This is a genomic window from Vibrio sp. TRT 29B02, assembly GCF_050113655.1.
Classification (GTDB): domain Bacteria; phylum Pseudomonadota; class Gammaproteobacteria; order Enterobacterales; family Vibrionaceae; genus Vibrio.
The window spans coordinates 56900-77617 of sequence record NZ_JBNJOJ010000007.1 but is presented as its reverse complement, the minus strand read 5'-3'; the positions used below and the strand labels follow the sequence as shown (position 1 = coordinate 77617).

At 45.0% G+C, this 20718-nt stretch carries 18 protein-coding genes; 10 read left to right on the top strand and 8 right to left on the bottom strand.

Going from position 1 to position 20718, the window contains the following annotated elements; all coding sequences use genetic code 11:
• Nucleotides 1–11 precede the first annotated feature (11 nt).
• Nucleotides 12–1298 carry a peptidoglycan DD-metalloendopeptidase family protein gene (locus tag ACQEXT_RS06325; protein ID WP_426951104.1) on the bottom strand — a complete coding sequence of 429 codons (1287 nt, stop codon included), beginning with the start codon at nt 1296–1298 and terminating at the stop codon, nt 12–14.
• 129 nt (nt 1299–1427) lie between these two features.
• On the opposite strand from ACQEXT_RS06325, the gene tyrS reads away from it, so the two are divergent.
• Both tyrS and ACQEXT_RS06315 read left to right on the top strand, forming a co-directional pair.
• Nucleotides 1428–2615 (top strand): tyrosine--tRNA ligase, encoded by a 1188-nt coding sequence (gene tyrS, locus ACQEXT_RS06320; RefSeq protein WP_138972143.1) that lies wholly within the window; start codon nt 1428–1430, stop codon nt 2613–2615.
• A 425-nt stretch (nt 2616–3040) separates the two neighbouring features.
• Nucleotides 3041–3886 (top strand): magnesium transporter, encoded by an 846-nt coding sequence (locus ACQEXT_RS06315; RefSeq protein WP_426951146.1) that lies wholly within the window; start codon nt 3041–3043, stop codon nt 3884–3886.
• Here the strand turns inward: ACQEXT_RS06315 and dacB are convergent.
• On the bottom strand, nt 3865–5295 hold the full coding sequence (gene dacB, locus ACQEXT_RS06310) for a serine-type D-Ala-D-Ala carboxypeptidase (protein ID WP_426951103.1): 1431 nt from the start codon (nt 5293–5295) through the stop codon (nt 3865–3867). The genes ACQEXT_RS06315 and dacB overlap by 22 nt on opposite strands.
• 104 nt (nt 5296–5399) lie before the next feature.
• Nucleotides 5400–6461: a porin gene (locus tag ACQEXT_RS06305; RefSeq protein WP_426951102.1), complete on the bottom strand. Its 1062-nt coding sequence runs from the start codon at nt 6459–6461 to the stop codon at nt 5400–5402.
• 546 nt (nt 6462–7007) lie between these two features.
• Here ACQEXT_RS06305 and greA point away from each other — a divergent pair.
• Entirely contained in the window at nt 7008–7481 is a 474-nt protein-coding gene (gene greA / locus ACQEXT_RS06300) for a transcription elongation factor GreA (RefSeq protein ID WP_138972139.1), read from the top strand.
• A gap of 88 nt (nt 7482–7569) precedes the next feature.
• Here the strand turns inward: greA and yhbY are convergent, their stop codons facing one another.
• Nucleotides 7570–7866, bottom strand: a complete 297-nt coding sequence (yhbY, locus tag ACQEXT_RS06295) for a ribosome assembly RNA-binding protein YhbY (RefSeq protein ID WP_138972138.1) — start codon at nt 7864–7866, stop codon at nt 7570–7572.
• Nucleotides 7867–7979: 113 nt separating this feature from the next.
• On the opposite strand from yhbY, the gene rlmE reads away from it, so the two are divergent.
• From rlmE to glmM, 4 genes are all read left to right on the top strand, one after another.
• Entirely contained in the window at nt 7980–8609 is a 630-nt protein-coding gene (gene rlmE / locus ACQEXT_RS06290) for a 23S rRNA (uridine(2552)-2'-O)-methyltransferase RlmE (RefSeq protein WP_426951100.1), read from the top strand.
• A gap of 108 nt (nt 8610–8717) precedes the next feature.
• Nucleotides 8718–10682: an ATP-dependent zinc metalloprotease FtsH gene (gene ftsH / locus ACQEXT_RS06285; protein ID WP_426951099.1), complete on the top strand. Its 1965-nt coding sequence runs from the start codon at nt 8718–8720 to the stop codon at nt 10680–10682.
• Between the two features lie 66 nt (nt 10683–10748).
• Complete coding sequence (folP, locus tag ACQEXT_RS06280) at nt 10749–11579, top strand: dihydropteroate synthase (protein WP_269377415.1); 831 nt, start codon at nt 10749–10751, stop codon at nt 11577–11579.
• Nucleotides 11580–11609: 30 nt separating this feature from the next.
• The gene (gene glmM / locus ACQEXT_RS06275) at nt 11610–12950 is read left to right on the top strand and encodes a phosphoglucosamine mutase (RefSeq protein WP_269377414.1); all 1341 of its coding nucleotides are present in this window, start codon (nt 11610–11612) and stop codon (nt 12948–12950) included.
• Between the two features lie 58 nt (nt 12951–13008).
• On the opposite strand, the gene ACQEXT_RS06270 is transcribed toward glmM, so the two are convergent.
• On the bottom strand, nt 13009–13458 hold the full coding sequence (locus ACQEXT_RS06270) for a hypothetical protein (protein WP_426951097.1): 450 nt from the start codon (nt 13456–13458) through the stop codon (nt 13009–13011).
• A gap of 55 nt (nt 13459–13513) precedes the next feature.
• On the opposite strand from ACQEXT_RS06270, the gene ACQEXT_RS06265 reads away from it, so the two are divergent.
• Both ACQEXT_RS06265 and rimI read left to right on the top strand, forming a co-directional pair.
• A complete protein-coding gene (locus tag ACQEXT_RS06265; RefSeq protein WP_426951095.1) occupies nt 13514–13912 on the top strand; it encodes a DNA polymerase III subunit psi in 399 nt (132 codons plus the stop codon).
• A gap of 2 nt (nt 13913–13914) precedes the next feature.
• Nucleotides 13915–14358: a ribosomal protein S18-alanine N-acetyltransferase gene (rimI, locus tag ACQEXT_RS06260; protein WP_426951094.1), complete on the top strand. Its 444-nt coding sequence runs from the start codon at nt 13915–13917 to the stop codon at nt 14356–14358.
• Between the two features lie 7 nt (nt 14359–14365).
• Here rimI and ACQEXT_RS06255 read toward each other — a convergent pair whose 3' ends face one another.
• A complete protein-coding gene (locus ACQEXT_RS06255; RefSeq protein WP_426951093.1) occupies nt 14366–16417 on the bottom strand; it encodes a putative bifunctional diguanylate cyclase/phosphodiesterase in 2052 nt (683 codons plus the stop codon).
• Between the two features lie 211 nt (nt 16418–16628).
• Between ACQEXT_RS06255 and prfC the strand changes: the two genes are divergently transcribed.
• Entirely contained in the window at nt 16629–18218 is a 1590-nt protein-coding gene (gene prfC, locus ACQEXT_RS06250; RefSeq protein ID WP_138972130.1) for a peptide chain release factor 3, read from the top strand.
• A 338-nt stretch (nt 18219–18556) separates the two neighbouring features.
• On the opposite strand, the gene srmB is transcribed toward prfC, so the two are convergent.
• A complete protein-coding gene (gene srmB, locus ACQEXT_RS06245) occupies nt 18557–19795 on the bottom strand; it encodes an ATP-dependent RNA helicase SrmB (RefSeq protein ID WP_138972129.1) in 1239 nt (412 codons plus the stop codon).
• An 89-nt stretch (nt 19796–19884) separates the two neighbouring features.
• Nucleotides 19885–20592 (bottom strand): tRNA1(Val) (adenine(37)-N6)-methyltransferase, encoded by a 708-nt coding sequence (locus ACQEXT_RS06240; protein WP_426951092.1) that lies wholly within the window; start codon nt 20590–20592, stop codon nt 19885–19887.
• Nucleotides 20593–20718 lie beyond the last annotated feature (126 nt).

Sequence of the window (20718 nt, the reverse complement as noted above, 5' to 3'; positions counted from 1 at the left end):
GGGCCTTTGACTTATGGTGTAGCAAGTAACTCACCGTAGCGATTCAGTTTATCTAATCTGATCTTGGCGTTGGCAATGAAGGTCGCCTTGTCTGAACCTGTGAGTGATTTAGACTGTGGCAATTTGACCGTTCTGGCGTTTTTGTGGACGCCATTAACTAGAAACTCATAGTGTAGGTGTGGACCAGTGACACGACCTGTGCCTCCAAGGGTGCCGATTGTCTGGCCTTGCTTAACCCTCTGGCCGGTTTTCACGGTACGTTTTGTTAAGTGGAGATACTTAGTGATGTAAGTATTGCTGTGCTTAATAAAGACGTAGTTGCCGTTGAACTGGTTGTAGCTAGATTTTTGCACAATACCGTCACCCGCAGCCCAAATAGGCGTTCCGACAGGTGCCGCATAGTCTGTTCCTCGGTGGGCAACGACTTTGCCCGTCACTGGATGGCGTCGAGTCGGGTTAAAGTTAGATGTCACACGACGGAAATCTAGGGGAGAGCGCAAGAATGCCTTCTTCATTGCACGGCCATTTTCGTCATAGTAGTTGCCCGTTTTGTCATCCAAAATGGCTTTGAATGTATCCCCTTGGTTGGTAAATACCGCTGCAATGATCTTTCCTCTTCCGACGACTTCTCCTTCAACCACCTTCTCTTGATAGAGAATCTTAAAGTTGTCACCACTACGAATATCCAACGCAAAGTCGATATCCCAGCCAAAAATACCGGCTAACTCCATAATTTGGTTTGCGGTTAAACCGGCATTGACGCCTGCATTCCAGAAGTTTGAGGTGATATTCGCTTCAGCGTAGTTGTATTGGTAAAACAGTTCTTTTTTGTCGAATGACGATCGATAACCTGCTTCGGATTTAGTCACTAGAAAGCTCTCATAAGGGCTGAGAGTTCGTTTAATCTGTATCAACTCATTGTCGGCGTCAAAGCCCAGTTCGAAGGTGTCTCCCGGTCTCACTCGAGTCAGTTGCGTCTCAATGTCTTTATTGGTCGAGGTCAGTTGATAAAGCAAACGAGATGATAGCCCAGCACGTTGAAACAGCAGAGCCATACTGTCACCAGATCCAATGGTGTGTTTTTCCCAACGTAAAACGGCAAGTGGGGAAATGGACTCTTGCTGAGTAAGTTGATCGATATTCAGCGTTAAAGGGTAAGCTTTACCCACTTGATAGTTGCTCTCTTCCTGGCGGAGATCGTTAGGGGTAGGCAGAAATAGCGCGATGACAATAAAGGCGCTGAAAAAGGCGATAAGGGCTCGATGAATCCAAGGTAGTCGAGCAAAAAGAGACAACATCGTATGTCCGTTCTAAAAAATTCAGTAAAAAAGCTCAGCTGTTTAGTCTAACTGGTTTCAAAAAGCATCGCTATTCAAGTAAGATGGCAAACTAACAAATTTTTGCCAAATCTGTGGGAGTGAACAAGAATGGCGAGCATTGAAGCTGCACTAGCGGAGATTAAGCGCGGTGTTGATGAACTGATTCCAGAAGAAGAACTGATTGCTAAGTTGAAAGAGGGGCGTCCTCTTCGCATCAAACTGGGTGCCGATCCAACGGCTCCTGATATCCACCTAGGCCACACAGTTATTTTGAACAAGCTACGTGCGTTCCAAGAACTTGGTCATGATGTGACGTTCTTAATCGGTGATTTCACTGGTATGGTTGGTGACCCAACAGGTAAGAACACAACTCGCCCACCTCTAACTCGCGAAGACGTACTGCGTAACGCAGAAACGTATAAAGAGCAGGTGTTTAAGATTCTTGATCCAGCGAAAACTAAGATTCAATTTAACTCTGAATGGCTTTCTGAGCTAGGTGCAGAGGGTATGATTCGCCTTGCTGCAAATCAAACGGTTGCTCGTATGCTGGAACGTGATGATTTTAAAAAGCGTTACACTGGTGGTCAGCCAATTGCTATTCATGAGTTTATGTATCCACTCCTACAAGGTTATGACTCAGTAGCAATGGAAACTGACGTTGAACTTGGTGGTACTGACCAGAAGTTCAACTTGCTGATGGGTCGTGAGCTGCAAAAAGCACACGGTCAGAAGCCGCAGGTTGTTTTAACTATGCCTCTTCTTGTTGGTCTAGACGGCGAGAAGAAAATGTCTAAGTCTGCGCACAACTACATCGGTATTAGCGAAGCACCAAGTGAGATGTTCGGTAAGATCATGTCGATTTCTGATGAATTGATGTGGAACTACTACGAGCTGCTCTCTTTCCGTCCGCTTGAAGAAATCAACGAACTGAAAGCGGGTGTTGAAGCGGGTAAAAACCCACGTGATGTGAAAGTTGCTCTGGCAAAAGAGATCATCGCTCGCTTCCATAGCCAAGAAGATGCAGATGCGGCTGAGCAAGAGTTCGTTAACCGTTTTGCGAAAAACCAAATTCCTGATGAGATGCCAGAGTTTGAGTTTGAAGCTGGCCTGCCAGTGAGCAACTTACTGAAAGAAGCGGCATTGTGCGCTTCAACTTCAGAAGCAATGCGTATGGTTAAGCAAGGTGCGGCTAAGATGGATGGCGAAAAAGTGGCAGACGCCAAGTTTACACCTGAAGCAGGAACTTACGTGTTCCAAGTTGGTAAGCGTAAGTTCGCTCGCGTGACAATTAAATAGTCACTGCCTGAAATTATCGTGAATTAAAGCGCCTTATTAGGCGCTTTTTTTATGTTTGTTATCAAACTTATAGCCTGCTCAAATGTTATGCGTTTTTGTTTAAAAATGACTGATTTTCTTTGATGACTCTGGTACTATGCGCACGCTGCCAGTATGGCAGCTTATTCGGAGACTTTTATGAACAATATCGACCATCCTCCTAGTATGAGAGGGGAAAAATAAACCGCTTCGGTATTGTCGTCTCACGCCTCTACCTAAGTGGTAGAGCATCCTTTCTATTGAACTGTATCCTCACGTTTTTCTCCTCTAAATTCTAGAATCAACACAGTATCTCTCTAGCTTCTTTGGGCTGGCGAGACGGCGTCTTGTGCTTGTACACCACTGTGTTTGATGGTCGTTACCTACTGCCAATCGGGAGATTCGCCATGACGGTAATGAGCAATACTTACATTGAAAATACACCGCACTTTTCTCGTGAAGAGATCGGTGCAGCTCGCAAGGCATTTCTGCAATACGAGCAACAGCAGCAGGTGCACCTATTGACGGTGATGCCTGTTGAAGAAGCGGTCGCTATCTTGCATCACTGTTCTATCGGTTATGTACAGGGATTGATATCGGCTTTAGAGGTTGAAGGACATGACAAGTTGGCACGTCATTACGCGCATCAACTTGGTTTTATCCATTCAGAAGTTGAAACATCAAGCAGTTACCTTGATACCTCCGTCGCTGGGCATGTAAAGCAGCGTATCGGTTGGATTATTGCTCTGGCTTTGCTAGGAATCGTTTCAGGGTTAATTATCGCCCAGTACGAAGATACCTTAAGTCAGTTGGTATTACTGGCTATTTATATGCCAGTCATAGCAGCGGCTGGAGGTAATACTGGGACACAGGCTGCAACGTTAGTGATTCGTGCGTTAGCCACGGGAGAACTAAGAAAGCGTCAGTGGTTAGCGGTGTTTTGGAAAGAAAGCCGAGTGGCGCTCTGTTTAGCATTAGCGATCTCGCTGGTAATTGTCGGTCGAATTGTTCTTTTCAGCGACCCTATGAGTGCCGGTGGGTTCGAGATCAATACCATTGCGTTGGCGATTGCTGTCGCACTGTTTATTCAAGTGACACTATCAACGACTTTAGGTGGTTTACTACCGATCCTTGCCAGAGCATCTAAACTGGACCCAGCGGTCTTGGTGAGTCCAGTTCTTGCCTCAATTGTTGATATCTCGGGGATGTGGATCTACTTCACTGTCGTGAACTACTTTTTGGGCATTGCCTGACTAAATTTCACCACATCTTGATAAAACAAGGTTTCAAACTTAGTGATAGGAGCGACGGTCGGTTGAGCGTCGCTCTTCGTTTTTGGTGGATGATAGTCAGCGACAAACTGAACAAACAAGGTGCTAGGCTTACCGTTATTATCTAAACCGTAACCCGCCATATTGTAGCTTCCGTAAAGGGATCCACTCTTGGCAATTAACTCTCCTTTGATCGGTTCCTGGCGCATACTTCGGCGATATTTTAGCGTGCCGTTAGTTCCTGCCTTTGGCATTAAGTCGATCAATCCCAGTTGATCATCATGTTTCCAGATATAACGTAAAACGGCGGCCATATTTTGGCTGGTAAAGCGATTGTTACGTGATAAGCCTGAGCCGTCTGCCATTGGCGTTTGTTGTAAGTCGATGCCGGTTTTAGCGAAGAGGATCTGTTTGATTGCTTCAGTCCCATTACCAAAACTGCCTGACTGAACAAAGAACTTGCTACCAAGAGTCTTCGTTAGGTTATCGGCAATCAGGTTATCTGACTGTTTGAGCATTGTTTCGAGCAATTCAGGGAGTGGAGAAGATTGATGGCTTGCTAACGTTTGACCTTGTCGCTGAGGTACGCCCACTTTGATGTTACCAATAAGTTCAATGTTTAGCTGACTGAGCAATGTATGGAGTATACGCTGCGTGTAAAGAGCTGGATCTTGAACGGCAAATTTGAGCGGTAGAGGTTGGCTACGGCTTTGTAGGCACCCTTGTAACTGATAGTGGTTGTCTGGTGATGAGAGCAGCTCTAAATCGCACTGAGTGCTCTCTTGTTCAGCTTTAGAAACGGTTTTTGCTAGTGTGGTGACATAAATAGGTTGATGCTCGGGTACATAGACGCGAGTTTTGCCGTCTTGCTGAGTGTATATAGAAGCCTGAACACAATTTCCGTCAAGTGAGATGGCGCTCGCTGGTGCGCTATAGCAAACGCCAAGAATGTCCCAAGGCCAGCCAACCGCACGTTCGTAACCTGTAAAAGCACTATTATCTAACCACAGGTCACCTTCGATTCGCTTTATGCCTTTGCTACGAGCCTGAGATAAGAGTTGTTTTAGATTATCTGTGGTAAAGGTTGGATCGCCACTAAAACGAATCACAACATCCTTACCCGCCTGTTCTATTGTGGTGTGGTAGCGAAACTGATCACCTAACTCGAGTTTTGCCGCAAGAGCGGTCACTATTTTTAATGTGCTGGCTGGTGGAAACAGTTGATCTTGGTTCGCTGAACCTTGGTAGCTCTCTTGACTCTGTAAGCTCTCGACGCGCAATGCCGCTCGGCTACCTGAAGGTAATTCGTTTAATGGCGCATAAGCCGATACTTGCAAAGGAAATAGACCTAAAACCCATAGTAGGGATGAGAAAAAAATTGAGCGTTGCATAGTAATGGGTATCGCAAGTCGTGAGCCAGAAGAAGAGTATAGCGAGTAAAAAAAACGCCCGCTATAGAGCGGGCGTCTTAGATTCTTGACTTAAGGTCAGGAAATTAGAAGTCGTAACGTAGACCGATAGCTAGCTCATCTTCTGCATCAGCTTTAGATGCTGTGCCATTTACTAAAGAATTACCGCCAATCTTGTCACCTTCACTGATTAGGTTGAAGTTGTACGAGATGTAAGTACGGAAGTTAGGCTTGAAGTAGTATGTAGCGTCGATTGCAACGTTATCAGCAGAAGTTTCATTGTTAGTTTCTGCATTGTTGTACGTTGCTGTGAATACTGTTTTCTCTAGAGTGTACGCAGTAGCAAATTCGTAACCAGTGTAATCTACAGAGCGGCGAACGTTTTCTGCGGCTTTTTCACCATCAGTAAATGTACCAGCAACGTAGAAATCGCTGATGCGGTAAGATGCTGCAAGCATGTATTCATTTTCTAGATCTTGGTCAGCGTAACCAGCACCTAGTTTAAGGCCAGTATCGCCAAGAGCGTAGACTGCAGATAGAGAGTAACCGTCTGCTTTGTTGTCTGAGTAGCCACCGTCAGTAGCGTCAGTGCGGTCAGCAAAGCGGTAGCTCGCTTTAACACCTAGGTCAGCAAATTGGCCTTTGTAAGAAACCATATTGTCTGTACGGTCAGCAACGGCAATTTTGTCTGCTGCAGAGTTACCGTGGTAAGACATGATATCGGTAAAGTCAGTGATTACACCTAGCGCACCGTCGTTTTTACCGTAAGTTACTTCACCGAAGTCACCGCCGATACCAGCATATACATAACGGTTATCTAGAGAGTCAATAGTAACTTCTTTACCGTTAGCATCAACGATTGTTTCTGGGTTAGTTACAAACTCACCTTCATAGAAACCAACACCGTATAGGCCGTCAGTGATCTGAGTTTTACCTAGGAAGTTTAGACGTACGCGAGAGTTGTCTTGTGCTTTGCCATCTTTAAGAGAAAGACGCGCTTCAGCACGACCGCCGATCTCTAGAGAGTTGCCGTTTGAGCTGTATACTGAAGTACCGTCGATACCGCCAGCTTGTTTACCGTCAGCCGCTACTGCGCCAGTTGCCACTGCTGCAGCTGAAACTGCTAGAGCAATCAGAGTTTTGTTCATCTTATTAGTCCTAATTTACTGTCCATAAATAGTTGTTATGCGAGTGATGACTCACTTGAGTCAATCCTCTTACTATTACCGCAATGAATCAATGCTCATATGTAAGACTTCTGTCATAAATACGTAACGCTTTGTTTTCATGAAGCGAGTAATTGGTGAGCATTGTTGTACCGCTAAAGTTCCGTGAGTAGGTAGTAAAACAATATAAAACAGCTTTTCGAACAGTGTTTTATTTCAAGTTAAAAAATATCAAGGTGTTGATTTGTATTGTTTTTAATTGCTTGTTGAATTGCTTGTTAATAGGGAAAGTTTTAGTTTTTTTTATTAACTATCTGAATGGTTAAGTAATTTTATATGGCGAAAAATGCTACAAAATTTGAGTTAAAAGCGCACTGAAGGCAGGGATTCTTTTCACTAGTGGATTTAAGATGATTTAGTCTCGAAGTTTGTTTACACTAAGAGAAATTGATTAGTTAACTCACTACCTAATCCTGTGGATTGGGTAGTTTTGTTTTGTCCAAAGATTGCTTTGGAATGAGGTACATAATGGAAAAAGTCCCAATGACGTTGCGTGGCGAACAGAAGCTGCGTGAAGAATTAGAAAGACTATTGAAGCTTCGCCCAAAGATTTCTGAAGCGATTGCTGAAGCTCGTGAGCTTGGAGATCTTAAAGAAAACGCTGAGTACCATGCTGCACGTGAAGAGCAGGGTATCTGTGAGGCTCAGATTCGTGATATCGAATACAAACTGTCGGTCGCACAGGTAATCGATGTGACTAAGATGGACAATACTGGCAAGGTTATCTTCGGTTCGACGGTGACTTTGATCGATTGTGATACTGAAGCAGAGAAAACTTACCAAATCGTCGGTGAAGATGAAGCGGATATTAAAGCTGGTCGTATCTCTGTAAGTTCACCGATTGCACGCGGTTTGATTGGTAAGATGGAAGGTGACGAAGTCGTTATTTCTACACCAGGCGGCGACCGTGATTTCGAAATCGATAAAGTTGAATATATCTAAGTTCAGTGATGTGAGAGCATTTCTTTAGAACAGAGATAGCAAAAAGGTCGCAGTCGCGACCTTTTTTGATGTTGCTATTGGTTAGCCATTATTTACGTGGAAGCTCGATTTTGCGATCTTCAGTTTGACGGTACAGGATAAGAGTTTTACCAATTACTTGTACTTTTTCAGCGCCAGTTTCACGTACAATAGCATCAATGATAAGACCTTTAGTCTCACGGTCTTCAGAGGCTACTTTGATTTTGATTAGCTCATGGTGATTTAGAGCAATTTCAATTTCCGCCAGAACAGCTTCAGTAAGTCCATTTGCGCCCATAAGCACAACAGGTTTTAGACTGTGCGCTAGGCCTTTGAGATGCTGCTTTTGTTTAGTGCTTAGGTTCATTACGCGGCCAATTTTCTTTACTATAAGGGTTGAAAAATACCATTTTAACGCCATCTAACCGTGAAGACTATAATTTATTGGGTTAGTTGCTCCCTCTATCTGTTAGGTATCGAATGAGTAAACAAAAACATTCGGCCAGCTCGGGTCGCTGGTTGAAAGAACATTTTGACGATAAGTACGCCAACGAAGCGCGAAAAAAAGGCTATCGTTCACGCGCTTATTTCAAAATGGAAGAGATCCAAACCAAAGATAAATTACTAAAACCTGGTATGACTGTGGTCGATTTAGGTGCAGCACCCGGTGGGTGGTCGCAATATGCTGCTAAGATTGTAGGTGAGGAGGGGCAAATTATTGCTTGTGACCTGTTACCTATGGATCCTATTTCAGGGGTAAGCTTCCTCCAAGGTGACTTCCGTGAAGAAGCCGTACTAGAAGCTCTGCTGGACAGAATCCAACCATCAATGGTTGACGTTGTGATGTCTGACATGGCTCCGAATATTGCTGGTAATAACTCTGTGGACCAGCCAAGAGCAATGTATTTAGTTGAATTGGCTTTAGATATGTGTCGACAAGTTCTAGCCCCTAATGGTAGCTTTGTTGTAAAGGTTTTCCAGGGGGAAGGCTTCGATCAGTTTGTTAAAGAAGTCCGCGATACTTTTAAAGTCGTCAAAGTCAGAAAACCAGACTCATCGCGAGCTCGCTCACGAGAAGTCTTTGTTGTAGCCACTGGTTACAAAGGTTAACTATTTTGCCCCTTGCTGGGCAGGTTAACACTATAGCTACAGGTTATAAACTGTAGTACCCTACCTTTAATTACAATTAGTTATCGAGAGGCTTACACCTTGAGTGACATGGCAAAAAATTTAATTCTGTGGCTTGTTATCGCCGTCGTCTTGATGTCGGTTTTCCAGAGCTTTGGCCCTGGAGAAAGCAATGGCAGAGCGGTGGATTACACCACATTTGTACAGGAAGTTGGCCAAGGCCAGATTCAGGAAGCAACTTTTAAAGACGGTGAAATTTCTTTCACACGTCGTGGCGGCGGCGCGCGTTATGTTACTTACATGCCAGTCTACGACCAGAAGCTACTTGATGACCTAATTAATCAAAATGTGAAAGTACAAGGTACACCTCCAGAAGAGCAAAGCCTGCTAGGTACTATCTTCATTTCATGGTTCCCAATGATCTTACTGATTGGTGTATGGATTTTCTTCATGCGCCAGATGCAAGGCGGTGGCGGCAAAGGCGCGATGTCTTTCGGTAAGAGCAAAGCTCGAATGATGAGCGAAGAGCAAATCAAAACCACGTTTGGTGATGTCGCTGGCTGTGATGAAGCAAAAGAAGACGTCAAAGAACTGGTTGATTATCTTCGTGATCCAAGCCGCTTCCAAAAGCTAGGTGGTAAGATCCCGACGGGTGTTTTGATGGTTGGTCCTCCTGGTACTGGTAAAACCTTACTTGCTAAAGCGATTGCTGGTGAGGCCAAAGTTCCATTCTTTACTATTTCTGGTTCTGATTTCGTAGAAATGTTCGTTGGTGTGGGTGCATCGCGTGTACGTGACATGTTCGAACAAGCGAAGAAAGCTGCGCCGTGTATTATCTTTATCGATGAGATTGATGCAGTAGGCCGTCAACGTGGTGCTGGTGTTGGTGGTGGTCACGATGAGCGTGAACAGACACTAAACCAAATGCTGGTTGAAATGGATGGCTTTGAAGGCAACGAAGGTATTATCGTGATTGCGGCGACTAACCGTCCAGACGTACTAGACCCTGCACTTCTTCGCCCTGGCCGTTTTGACCGTCAGGTTGTCGTTGGTCTACCTGATGTACGTGGTCGTGAGCAGATCCTTAAAGTTCACATGCGTAAAGTTCCTCTTGCGGGTGACGTAGAGCCTTCTCTTATCGCACGTGGTACTCCAGGCTTCTCTGGTGCTGACCTTGCTAACCTTGTTAACGAAGCGGCTCTATTCGCAGCTCGTGGTAACAAACGCAATGTCTCAATGGTTGAGTTTGAACTGGCTAAAGACAAAATCATGATGGGTGCAGAGCGCCGTTCAATGGTGATGTCTGAAGAAACCAAAGAATCAACGGCTTATCACGAAGCGGGTCACGCAATTGTTGGTCGCTTGGTTCCTGAACACGACCCAGTGTACAAAGTTTCTATCATTCCACGTGGTCGTGCGCTTGGTGTCACTATGTACTTACCAGAACAAGATCGCGTAAGTATGTCGCGTCAACACTTGGAGTCAATGGTTTCAAGTCTGTACGGTGGTCGTTTGGCCGAAGAGCTGATCTACGGTGCCGATAAGGTGTCTACGGGTGCTTCTAACGATATCGAACGTGCGACTGATATCGCGCGTAAAATGGTCACGCAATGGGGCTTCTCCGAGAAACTTGGTCCACTTCTTTATGCAGAAGAAGAAGGCGAGGTGTTCCTAGGCCGCAGCGTTACTCAGACGAAACATATGTCTGACGATACCGCGAAACTCATTGATGACGAAGTCCGTAAGATCATTGACCGTAACTACGATCGAGCGCGTAAGATCCTTGAAGAAAACATGGATATTATGCATGCGATGAAAGACGCACTGATGAAGTACGAAACGATCGATGCTGGTCAGATTGATGATCTGATGGAGCGTAAGACAGAAATTCGTGAGCCTGCTGGTTGGGGAAGTAACGCTAATAGCAAGCAAGAAGATAAGTCTGAACCTGAAGAGAAAAGTGAAGCGCAAGATTCTGAAGTAAAAGCAGAAGAGCCGACGACTTCTCAAGAAACAGCATCAACAGAAGCAGCAGAGAAAAAAGACTCTGAGTAACTAAGCTTTTAAAAGAAACCCCGAGGCAACTCGGGGTTTTTGTATTTAAAGGTCAAGAGCCCAAGTATGATTCTGAAAGCAAACAATAAATCGCTGGACCTGTCACAACCACAGGTTATGGGAATTCTAAACGTCACCCCTGATTCCTTTTCTGACGGCGGTAGATACCACTCACTAGATAATGCGCTCGCTCAGGCGCAGCGAATGATTGAAGCTGGGGTAACCATCATCGATATCGGTGGTGAATCGACGCGCCCAGGTGCGCCTGATGTCGCGTTAGAAGAAGAGTTGCAACGTGTGATTCCGGTTATTCGAGCGATTAGAAAGCATCACGATGTCTGGATTTCTATCGATACCAGCAAAGCTGAAGTGATGCGCCAAGCGATTGAAGCTGGTGCGGATATCATTAATGATGTCCGTGCTTTACAAGAGCCAGGGGCGCTAGATGTCGCGGCTCAATCTGGGTTGCCAATTTGTCTTATGCATATGCAAGGTCAGCCACGGACGATGCAGTCGAATCCTCACTACGAAGATTTACTAAAAGAAGTGGGCGAGTTTTTGCAAGAGCGTATCGAAGCGTGTGAAAAGGTCGGTATCCAGCGTAGTCAGCTTATTCTTGACCCAGGTTTTGGTTTTGGCAAAACTTTACAGCACAACTATCATATGTTGGCGCATTTAGAACAGTTCCATCAATTTGGTTTGCCGATTCTCGCGGGAATGTCGCGTAAATCTATGCTGTTTAAGTTGCTTGATAAAGCACCTGATGAGTGTATTGCAGCCAGTGTCAGTTGCGCTACAATCGCAGCCATGAAAGGCGCACAAATCATCCGTGTCCACGATTTTGAACAAACGCTTGATGCTATGAAGATTGTCTCAATGGTTAGTCAAAACCACTGAGCAGAAAAATGATTATAAAAAGGATTCACTATGTCTGATAAGAGACGCTATTTTGGTACCGATGGTGTACGTGGCAAAGTTGGCCAATACCCGATTACACCAGACTTTGTCCTTAAACTCGGATGGGCTGCGGGCCGTGTACTGGCTAAACAGGGGACGAAGAAGGTCATTATTGGCAAAGATACACGTATTTCTGGCTATATGCTTGAATCTGCTTTAGAGGCGGGTTTAGCAGCGGCGGGACTGAAAGCAACCTTTACGGGCCCAATGCCAACGCCTGCTGTCGCATACCTGACGCAAACTTTCCGCGCAGAAGCGGGGATTGTGATTTCTGCATCTCACAACCCGTATTATGACAACGGTATTAAGTTTTTCTCTTCTGAAGGTACTAAGTTACCTGATGATATCGAGTTAGCGATTGAAGCCGAACTTGATAAAGATATCGAATGTGTTGAGTCAGCCCTGCTAGGTAAAGCTTCTCGTTTAAACGATGCTGCGGGCCGTTACATCGAGTTTTGTAAAAGCACCTTCCCATCAGAGTTAAGTTTGGCGGGTCTTAAAATCGTTGTCGATTGTGCTCATGGTGCAACTTACCATATTGCACCAGCAGTATTTAGCGAATTAGGTGCGGATGTTGTGGCGATGGGCATCGAACCAAACGGTACGAACATTAACCATGAAGTTGGTGCGACGGATGTACGTGCTCTGCAAAAGCGAGTTGTAGAGGAAGGTGCAGCACTTGGTCTGGCTTTTGATGGTGATGGCGATCGTATCATCATGGTTGACCATTTAGGCAATAAAGTGGATGGTGACCAAATCGCGTATATCATCGCTCGTGATGCCATGCGTCGTGGTGAGTTAAAGGGGGGTGTTGTTGGTACGCTAATGACTAACCTTGGTATGGAAAATGGTCTGAAACAACTGGGTATTCCATTTGTCCGCGCGGCTGTTGGTGATCGTTATGTGATGGAGCAACTTCTTGCAAAAGGGTGGAAAATCGGTGCAGAAAACTCTGGTCACGTTATCTTGTTGGACAAGGTAACGACGGGAGACGCTATTGTTGCGGCACTACAGGTTTTAGCGTCAGTTGTGGGCAGCGATATGTCGCTACATGACTTATCTCAGGGAATGACATTGTACCCTCAGGTACTGGAAAATGTTCGATTCCAAGGAGATTCTAATCCACTAGATGCTGATGCCGTCAAGCAAGCGACGGCTGAAGTTGAAGCTGAGCTAGGCGAAAAAGGTCGAGTCTTATTGCGTAAATCAGGCACAGAGCCTTTGATCAGAGTGATGGTTGAAGGCGAGGATGCACAACTGGTTCAATCTTCGGCACTTAAAATTGCCGCGGCAGTGAAAGCGAGCTTCTAACGGCAAATCCAATACAAAAACGCCACCGATATCGGTGGCGTTTGTTTATCGCAGGACGCTATTCTTCATCTTCTTCGGTACGCTTTTTACCCCAAACTTCGATCTTTGCTTTCTTACTGAGGCCGACTGCACTTAGAGTTGTACTTCCCCAGCTATCGTATGTCATCTCAAGTTTCTTAAACTTGGCATCTTTGCCGCCAGGCAGAGTCCAGACTCTGGTTGACATACCTTTGGTTAACGTGCCCATAGATTGAAGTTCTTTGCGACTACCATCAGACATAGTCACCACGATATTCTTTAAGTTAACGGTACCTTGGACCACTTTAATCTTTAGTTTGCTAAAGTTGCGCTGGCTGACGTACGCAAGGGGTTCTACGGTATCAGTTTCAGATTTGTAGTTGACCACTTTATCGCTGATCATTACCCAGTCATCGCTGCTTTGCGCGAAAGTTTGTGGAGCGATAAGGATAATCAGTGAGGAAAGCAAAAGGGTGATGAAATGTTTCATAGTGCCTCTTTGTTTTATGTTACGATTGCCTCGTTCAAACCAGTGACGAATCCTTATGCCACAACACGAGCTAGAGTATTTACAAGAAATGGGTATTCAGTGCTATGAGCTGACCCATCCAGAACGATTGCAAGGCTATCAAGCCCCTCGCATCGTTTTGCAAGAGTCTTGTCAACTTGTGCTGATCTCACCCCAATATCCGAAAAATGAGACAGCAATTATGTTTGAAAGGGTATTGAAAAGCATCAATCTAAACTTGGAACAAGCACAACACATCTTTCCTCACCAAGTGAGTCAGTTACCTGACCACCCGTTAGAGTGGGCTTGGTTTGCGGGCTGTGAAGTACAGCCTGATGTGCAAGGGAAGGTATTATCTTCTCCTTTGCTCAGTGATGTTGATGGTAATAACGATCAGCGCCGAGCGCTGTGGCAACAAATCTGTTCGTACAAATAGCCATGTTAAAAATCTCCCTATTACAGCTAGAACATTTAGATCAAGTTTGGAACATTGAACGTCAGGCACACTCTCATCCATGGTCAGAAAACATGGTTCGAGATATCAATAGTCGTGGTGGTTGCCACCATGTGTTGTGCGATGATAATCAGGTGATTGGCTATTTTTATGCGCAAAACATTGTAGGCGAAGTCACTTTGCTGAATATTGCCGTTTCTCCCGCTTATCAAGGGAAGGGATATGGCAAACAACTGATGCAAGCTTTTCTCGATATGTGCGAACAAGCACAGGCTGACAGCGCATGGTTAGAGGTAAGAGAAAGCAACCACAATGCTTTTGGTTTGTATGAGTCTATCGGGTTTAACGAAGTCGACCGTCGCCGGAATTACTACCCAACAGCATCAGGCAAAGAAGATGCAATTATCATGAGCTACATCTTCTTTTAGGCCCTGATTACTTTTGTACGGCTTTTACCGGAGTCGGCTCGTCGATTTGGTAGTGGTTTCTCTCGAAGCGCTCTGTCAGTTCTGCTACGGGGAGGGGTTTATCAAACAAATAGCCTTGAAACTGAGCACAGCCCAACTGTTTGAGCGCTTGTAACTCGTAAGCGTCTTCGACACCTTCTGCAATGACTTCCAGTTTTAATCTTTGAGCCGTCATGATGATGGTATCAACTATCGCTTGATCACTCTCATCTAAGTGTAGTTGGGTGACGAATGAGCGATCTATTTTAAGGACGTCGACGGATAGGTGTTTCAGGTAGCGCAGAGATGAGTAACCCGTACCAAAATCATCGATCGATGTCTTTAAGTTGTGCTCTTTAAGCTCCGTCATTTTTTGAATCGCAGCATCGACATTTTCTAGCAGCAAATTCTCGGTGATTTCCAACTCAATATGCTCACCACTGATGCCGGCTTGTGTCAGAGAGTCGACGATGTGTTCTACAAAGGAGTTTTGTGAAAACTGTAAAGGGCTGATATTGATGGCTAATCGGCGGAATGTCTCAGGCAGAATATTCTGCTTTTTCCAAGAGGCATACTGATAGCAAGCTTGTTCGATAATCCAGTTACCGATCTGCAATATTTGTCCAGTTTCTTCCGCTATCGGCATAAACACCCCTGGGGGCAACAACCCTTTTTCTGGGTGGTTCCAGCGGATCAACGCTTCGACACCAACGATATGGTGCTTTTCATCAACCTGTGGTTGGTAATAGAGCTCCAGTTGTCCTTTATTGATTGCTTCATGCAATCCTTTTTCGATTTCCAGAAACGACTCGACCTGTGCTTGCATCTCTGGTTCGTAAAACATGTATTTGTTACGGCCCGCGACTTTGGCACGGTAGAGTGCGGTATCGGCTTGACGCAAAACATCGATATTCGTGCTGCCCACCGAAGGGAAAACGGCGATACCAACACTAACGGTGCAGTAAAGTTGGTGATCATCAATAGAATAAGGATTAGAGACGAGTGCCAGTAATTGCTGAGCCAGTTCGTGAGCCTTTTCTGCATTTGTGTGAGGTAACAGTAGGGCAAACTCATCCCCGCCGATTCTCGCAGCCGTGAAGTCCGTCTTCAACCAAGCTTCAATGCGTTTTGAGATGGCTTTGATAAGGTTATCACCTATGGTATGCCCCAAAGAGTCATTGATAGTCTTAAAGCGATCTAAGTCGAGGTAGAACAGTGTCCCAGCTTGTTTGCTGCCATTGGCATCGTCGATGGCTTTACTCAAAAGCTGTAACAGCAGGCTGCGGTTAGCAAGGCCAGTCAATGAATCGTAATAAGCGAGTTGATTGAGTTTAACCTCGGCCGCTTCTCTGTCCTTCCAAAGTGTATGGAAGGTTTGAGCAAGTTGACCTAGTTCATCATCGCGATACTGAGTTGGAGGCGGGAGATCACTCTTATTGTCTTGCAGTGATCTGACCCATTCAATAAGTGTCACGAGAGGTTTAGACAACTTCTGATAGAAAAACATCAGCAAGATAGAGGTCAGTAAGATGTTACGGAACAGGTCAAACAGTAGAATTTGCGTTGTCTTTGCAATGAAATTTTTCGCGATGTAGGCGCCATTGACTGAGAAGCTTAATGAACCTACCACAACATGAGAGTTCGGTTGATGTAGGTCTGTAGTAAAAACGGGAGCAGTGGGTGTTAGGTAACTGGATAGCGCTTCTGTGAATTTGCTTTGCAGAGAAATATTGCGCTCTTTCTGAGTTAAGGTATCACCAAAGTCATCGACAATTTGCACTTTATATACGGCATTATCCATCATCAGGCTGGAAGCTACCTGTTCAGCAAGCAACTGGTTCAAGTGATAAGCCGCTTGACTCGCATTGGAGTAATTTTGCAGTAACTTGAACTGATAATGCTCTTGAATTCGCTTCTGCTCCTGATGGAGATCCACCAAAATATGGTACAAGCTAAAACAGATCCCCAATATCACCGATACCAAGAAAACGGTTTTAGCTTGCCGAAAAGCTAATGAGTTAATTTTTTTGCTTTTAGCCATAGTTCAGATCAGTTCCCTCTACTCCTTTAGTTATAGCTCATATTTATTGATATTTTAATTTGTAACTAATTTGAAGTGCTTTTTTGCTCATTTTCATTGATGAAGTTGCTCCCCAGTTCAATATAAGCGAAAATACCGCGCAAAATTGAATCGAACCGCTAGGGCTAGAGTAATAGCCCTCTTTAGCTTATAGACAGAAGAAGACTCTCTCATGTCAGATACACCTTTTCTTGGCGAAGTTTCTAAGCGTAGAACTTTCGCAATCATCTCGCACCCAGATGCGGGTAAAACAACTATTACAGAAAAAGTACTATTGTTCGGACGCGCGATCCAAACAGCGGGTACAGTTAAAGGTCGCGGTTCTGCTCAACACGCTAAGTCCGACTGGATGGAAATGGAAAAAGAGCGTGGCATCTCGGTAACAACCTCTGTTATGCAGTTTCCTTACAATGAGTGCCTCGTTAACCTACTCGATACACCGGGACACGAAGACTTCTCGGAAGATACCTATCGCACGCTTACTGCTGTCGATTCATGTTTGATGGTAATCGACGCTGCGAAAGGTGTCGAGGACCGTACTCGCAAACTGATGGAGGTAACACGTTTACGTGATACACCTATCGTTACTTTCATGAATAAATTGGACCGTGATATCCGCGACCCAATGGATCTGCTAGACGAAGTTGAAAGTGAACTCAAGATGTCTTGTGCACCTATCTCATGGCCAATTGGTTGCGGTAAAGAGTTTAAAGGTGTTTACCATATCCATCGCGACGAAACCATTTTGTATAGCACGGGTCAGGGCCATACCATCCAAGAGTCTCGCATCATTAAAGGGTTGGAGAATCCAGAACTTGATGAAGCCGTTGGTAGCGATCTTGCAGAGCAGCTACGTGAAGAGCTCGAGTTGGTTATTGGCGCATGCCCTGAATTTGACAAAGAGCTGTTCTTGGCGGGTGAATTGACGCCAGTATATTTTGGTACCGCGCTAGGTAACTTTGGTGTTGACCACATGTTGGATGGCTTAACTGAATGGGCACCAGCTCCGATGTCACGTCAGGCTAATGAACGTGAAGTGAAAGCAAGTGAAGAGAACTTCACTGGCTTCGTATTTAAGATTCAGGCGAACATGGATCCTAAGCACCGCGACCGTATCGCGTTCATGCGTATTGTCTCTGGTACCTACAAGCAAGGTATGAAGATGAACCATGTACGTATTGGTAAGCAGGTGAATATTTCTGATGCGGTGACCTTTATGGCAGGTGACCGTTCACGTGCAGAAGATGCCTATGCGGGTGACATCATTGGTCTTCACAACCACGGTACTATCCAGATTGGTGATACCTTCACTCAAGGTGAAACACTTAAGTTCTCTGGTATTCCAAACTTTGCTCCAGAACTCTTCCGTCGTATCCGCTTGAAAGATCCTTTGAAGCAAAAGCAGTTGCTAAAGGGACTTGTTCAGCTTTCAGAAGAAGGGGCGGTACAGGTTTTCCGTCCACTACAAAACAACGATCTTATCGTTGGTGCGGTTGGTGTGCTGCAGTTTGATGTTGTTGTTGCTCGCTTAAAAGCAGAATACAACGTGGAAGCGATTTATGAAGGCGTTAACGTAGCAACAGCACGTTGGATTGAGTGTACAGACGGTAAGAAACTGGATGAATTCCAGCGTAAGAACCAGTCAAACTTAGCACTTGATGGTGGTGACAACCTGACTTACATCGCCCCAACTATGGTCAATCTGAATTTGGCGAAAGAGCGTTTCCCAGATGTGGAGTTCCGCGCAACACGCGAACACTAATCTTCGTCGTATTTGGGGTGATAACTGCGTTAACTTCGCAAATTCACCCCAATCACATAGTGGACTATGCTCATGGGGCCGGATTTGTTCATTGCCTTGCCAGAACTCCAACTATTTTTAGAGTCGAGATCGGGCTTCGCCCTGCGAGAACGCTTCGCTCCGAGAATCGAGTTAGTCGCAAGCTTTTAGTTCTTTTTTGAGCCTAATTACCTGACTTTAAAAGAAAAGGGTTGGCACTAAGTGCCAACCCTTCAAACTTTTCTCGAAACTCGAAACTCGAAACTCGAAACTCGAAACTCGAAACTCGAAACTCGAAACTCGAAACTCGAAACTCGAAACTATTTCTTTTTCTTAGCGACTTTTTTCTTACCTTTTGCCGCTACTTTTTTCTTGTCGTCTTTCTTTTTGTTCTTTTTCTTAAACACAGGTTTTTTATGTTTAGGACGCATCTCTTTAATGAAACGCTCTTTGATCTCTTCTTTAACGTAACGTGCTACACGATCCATCATTGGTTGGTCATGGGCTTCTACTAGAGAAACTGCGTTGCCTTTCTTACCGGCACGGGCAGTACGGCCAATACGGTGTAAGTAAACATCAGCACTGCGGGGCATGTCGAAGTTGATGACGTGACTCACATCTGGAAGGTCGATACCACGAGCGGCAACGTCAGTTGCTAGTAATACGTTTACCGTTCCATCGCGGAAGCGACTGATGGCATTGTTACGACGATCTTGTGGCATTTCACCTTGGATCCAAGCACAAGCAATTTGTGCTTTTTCCAGCTCGACACGCAGCTCGGCGAGACGTTCACGTGTTTTCAAGAACACGATGGAGCGTTCTGCTTGCTCGGTAAGGATCTTCTTCAGGAGATCCAGTTTGTGCGACATATCGTCTGCGCGGTGGTACCACTGAGAAATTTTCTTGCGCTCGCGACGCGATGGCTCTGCATCAACTTCTGCTGGATCATTAAGTAGATCAGCTGTGAAGCCCTCAACACCTTTGCCTTCTAATGTGGCAGAGAAGAGTAGGGTCTGTTTACGCCAACGACATTCTGATGAGAGACGATCAACGGTTGGACCAAAGCCCATGTCTAACATGCGATCTGCTTCATCCAGAATTAGCCATTCGATCGCACGACAATCAAAGCGCTCAGACTCGATGTATTCCATCAAACGACCTGGTGTCGCAACCACGATATCTTGAGTTGTTGCAAGAATATCTGCGTGTTCTTGGTATTGAACACCACCAGTAATGGTAAATATGTTGAGGCTTGTGTGCTTCGCTAGCGCACGTGCTTGATCGGCTACTTGCATTGCCAACTCACGGGTTGGGGTCAGGATAAGAACACGCGCTGGCCCTGGTTTACGACGCGGAAAATCTTGCAAAAACTGCAATGCAGGCAGCACAAATGCTGCTGTTTTTCCTGTACCAGTAGGTGCAGAAGCCAATACGTCACGGCCATCTAAAGCTTGTGGGATCGCTTCAGCCTGAATTTGTGTCGGGCGGTCATAACCCATTTCTTCAATTGCGAGGAGTAGATTAGGATCTAACTCTAATTCAGCAAAATTTCTGATCACTATGATGTCTCCACAAGCGAGTTGGTGTGAGCAATAATTTAAGGGGACGTATTATAGAGTGATCGGTGATAAGGATCACACCTTATTTTTTACATCTTGAGATAAAAGTCTTTGGTTAGGTCAATAAACTCACTGGAATAGCCAGTAGCTTGGTGAATTGTTAGGTTTTGATATTGGGTCGCAACGGATTGTTTACTCAGTTCAAATAATAATCGGCTCACCGGCTTGTTGGCGGTTGGTTTGATAGAGCAGCATCTTTTTATAGACCAACCGAGCGATAGCGCGATAGCGATAAAGTGTTCACCTTCAACAATCGGTAGAACAAAACTGGCACAACCTGTCGGGGTTAGCAGTGACCAACAGCGCTCAATGAGGTGAGTGTGATTTAAGCTGTCGGTGTGTCTCGCCAAGGCCCGAGCGCTATTTACTGCTTGTTCTCCATTATTAAAGTAAGGTGGATTACAGATGATGGCATCGAATTTACGATCAAATTGATGTTTGAGAACATCGTTATGATGGAGTGTTATTCGATCAGACCAAGGCGAAGATAAGAAGTTAAAATTCGCGGCTGCAATGGCATTTTTTTCTATGTCGATCGCTTCGATAGACAATGTCGGTTTACGTTGAGCGCACATCAAACTTAGTAGACCTGTTCCCGTGCCTACATCGAGTAGTGATGCGCACTCGCTAAGATCCATCCACGCACCAAGTAAGACTCCATCAGTACTTACTGGCATGCCAGAATAGCCGCCATCAATTTTAAATTGTTTGAACTCAAAGCTTTTAGTTTTATTCATTAATTTTATCTTTATCGTCAATTGATTGTTTTTTGAGTTAATTGATCTGTTGTTAATAATTTGTGTGGTTTATTGTGCTGTTTGTTCTCGGTGTGTAACGGTTTTTGGCTAGTTTATACGACTGTT

Bases quoted from the DNA above. Each gene is read 5' to 3' on its own strand.
- ACQEXT_RS06325 (WP_426951104.1), bottom strand. From the start codon at position 1,298: ATGTTGTCTCTTTTTGCTCGACTACCTTGGATTCATCGAGCCCTTATC.
- tyrS (WP_138972143.1), top strand. From the start codon at position 1,428: ATGGCGAGCATTGAAGCTGCACTAGCGGAGATTAAGCGCGGTGTTGAT.
- ACQEXT_RS06315 (WP_426951146.1), top strand. From the start codon at position 3,041: ATGACGGTAATGAGCAATACTTACATTGAAAATACACCGCACTTTTCT.
- dacB (WP_426951103.1), bottom strand. From the start codon at position 5,295: ATGCAACGCTCAATTTTTTTCTCATCCCTACTATGGGTTTTAGGTCTA.
- ACQEXT_RS06305 (WP_426951102.1), bottom strand. From the start codon at position 6,461: ATGAACAAAACTCTGATTGCTCTAGCAGTTTCAGCTGCAGCAGTGGCA.
- greA (WP_138972139.1), top strand. From the start codon at position 7,008: ATGGAAAAAGTCCCAATGACGTTGCGTGGCGAACAGAAGCTGCGTGAA.
- yhbY (WP_138972138.1), bottom strand. From the start codon at position 7,866: ATGAACCTAAGCACTAAACAAAAGCAGCATCTCAAAGGCCTAGCGCAC.
- rlmE (WP_426951100.1), top strand. From the start codon at position 7,980: ATGAGTAAACAAAAACATTCGGCCAGCTCGGGTCGCTGGTTGAAAGAA.
- ftsH (WP_426951099.1), top strand. From the start codon at position 8,718: ATGGCAAAAAATTTAATTCTGTGGCTTGTTATCGCCGTCGTCTTGATG.
- folP (WP_269377415.1), top strand. From the start codon at position 10,749: ATGATTCTGAAAGCAAACAATAAATCGCTGGACCTGTCACAACCACAG.
- glmM (WP_269377414.1), top strand. From the start codon at position 11,610: ATGTCTGATAAGAGACGCTATTTTGGTACCGATGGTGTACGTGGCAAA.
- ACQEXT_RS06270 (WP_426951097.1), bottom strand. From the start codon at position 13,458: ATGAAACATTTCATCACCCTTTTGCTTTCCTCACTGATTATCCTTATC.
- ACQEXT_RS06265 (WP_426951095.1), top strand. From the start codon at position 13,514: ATGCCACAACACGAGCTAGAGTATTTACAAGAAATGGGTATTCAGTGC.
- rimI (WP_426951094.1), top strand. From the start codon at position 13,915: ATGTTAAAAATCTCCCTATTACAGCTAGAACATTTAGATCAAGTTTGG.
- ACQEXT_RS06255 (WP_426951093.1), bottom strand. From the start codon at position 16,417: ATGGCTAAAAGCAAAAAAATTAACTCATTAGCTTTTCGGCAAGCTAAA.
- prfC (WP_138972130.1), top strand. From the start codon at position 16,629: ATGTCAGATACACCTTTTCTTGGCGAAGTTTCTAAGCGTAGAACTTTC.
- ACQEXT_RS06240 (WP_426951092.1), bottom strand. From the start codon at position 20,592: ATGAATAAAACTAAAAGCTTTGAGTTCAAACAATTTAAAATTGATGGC.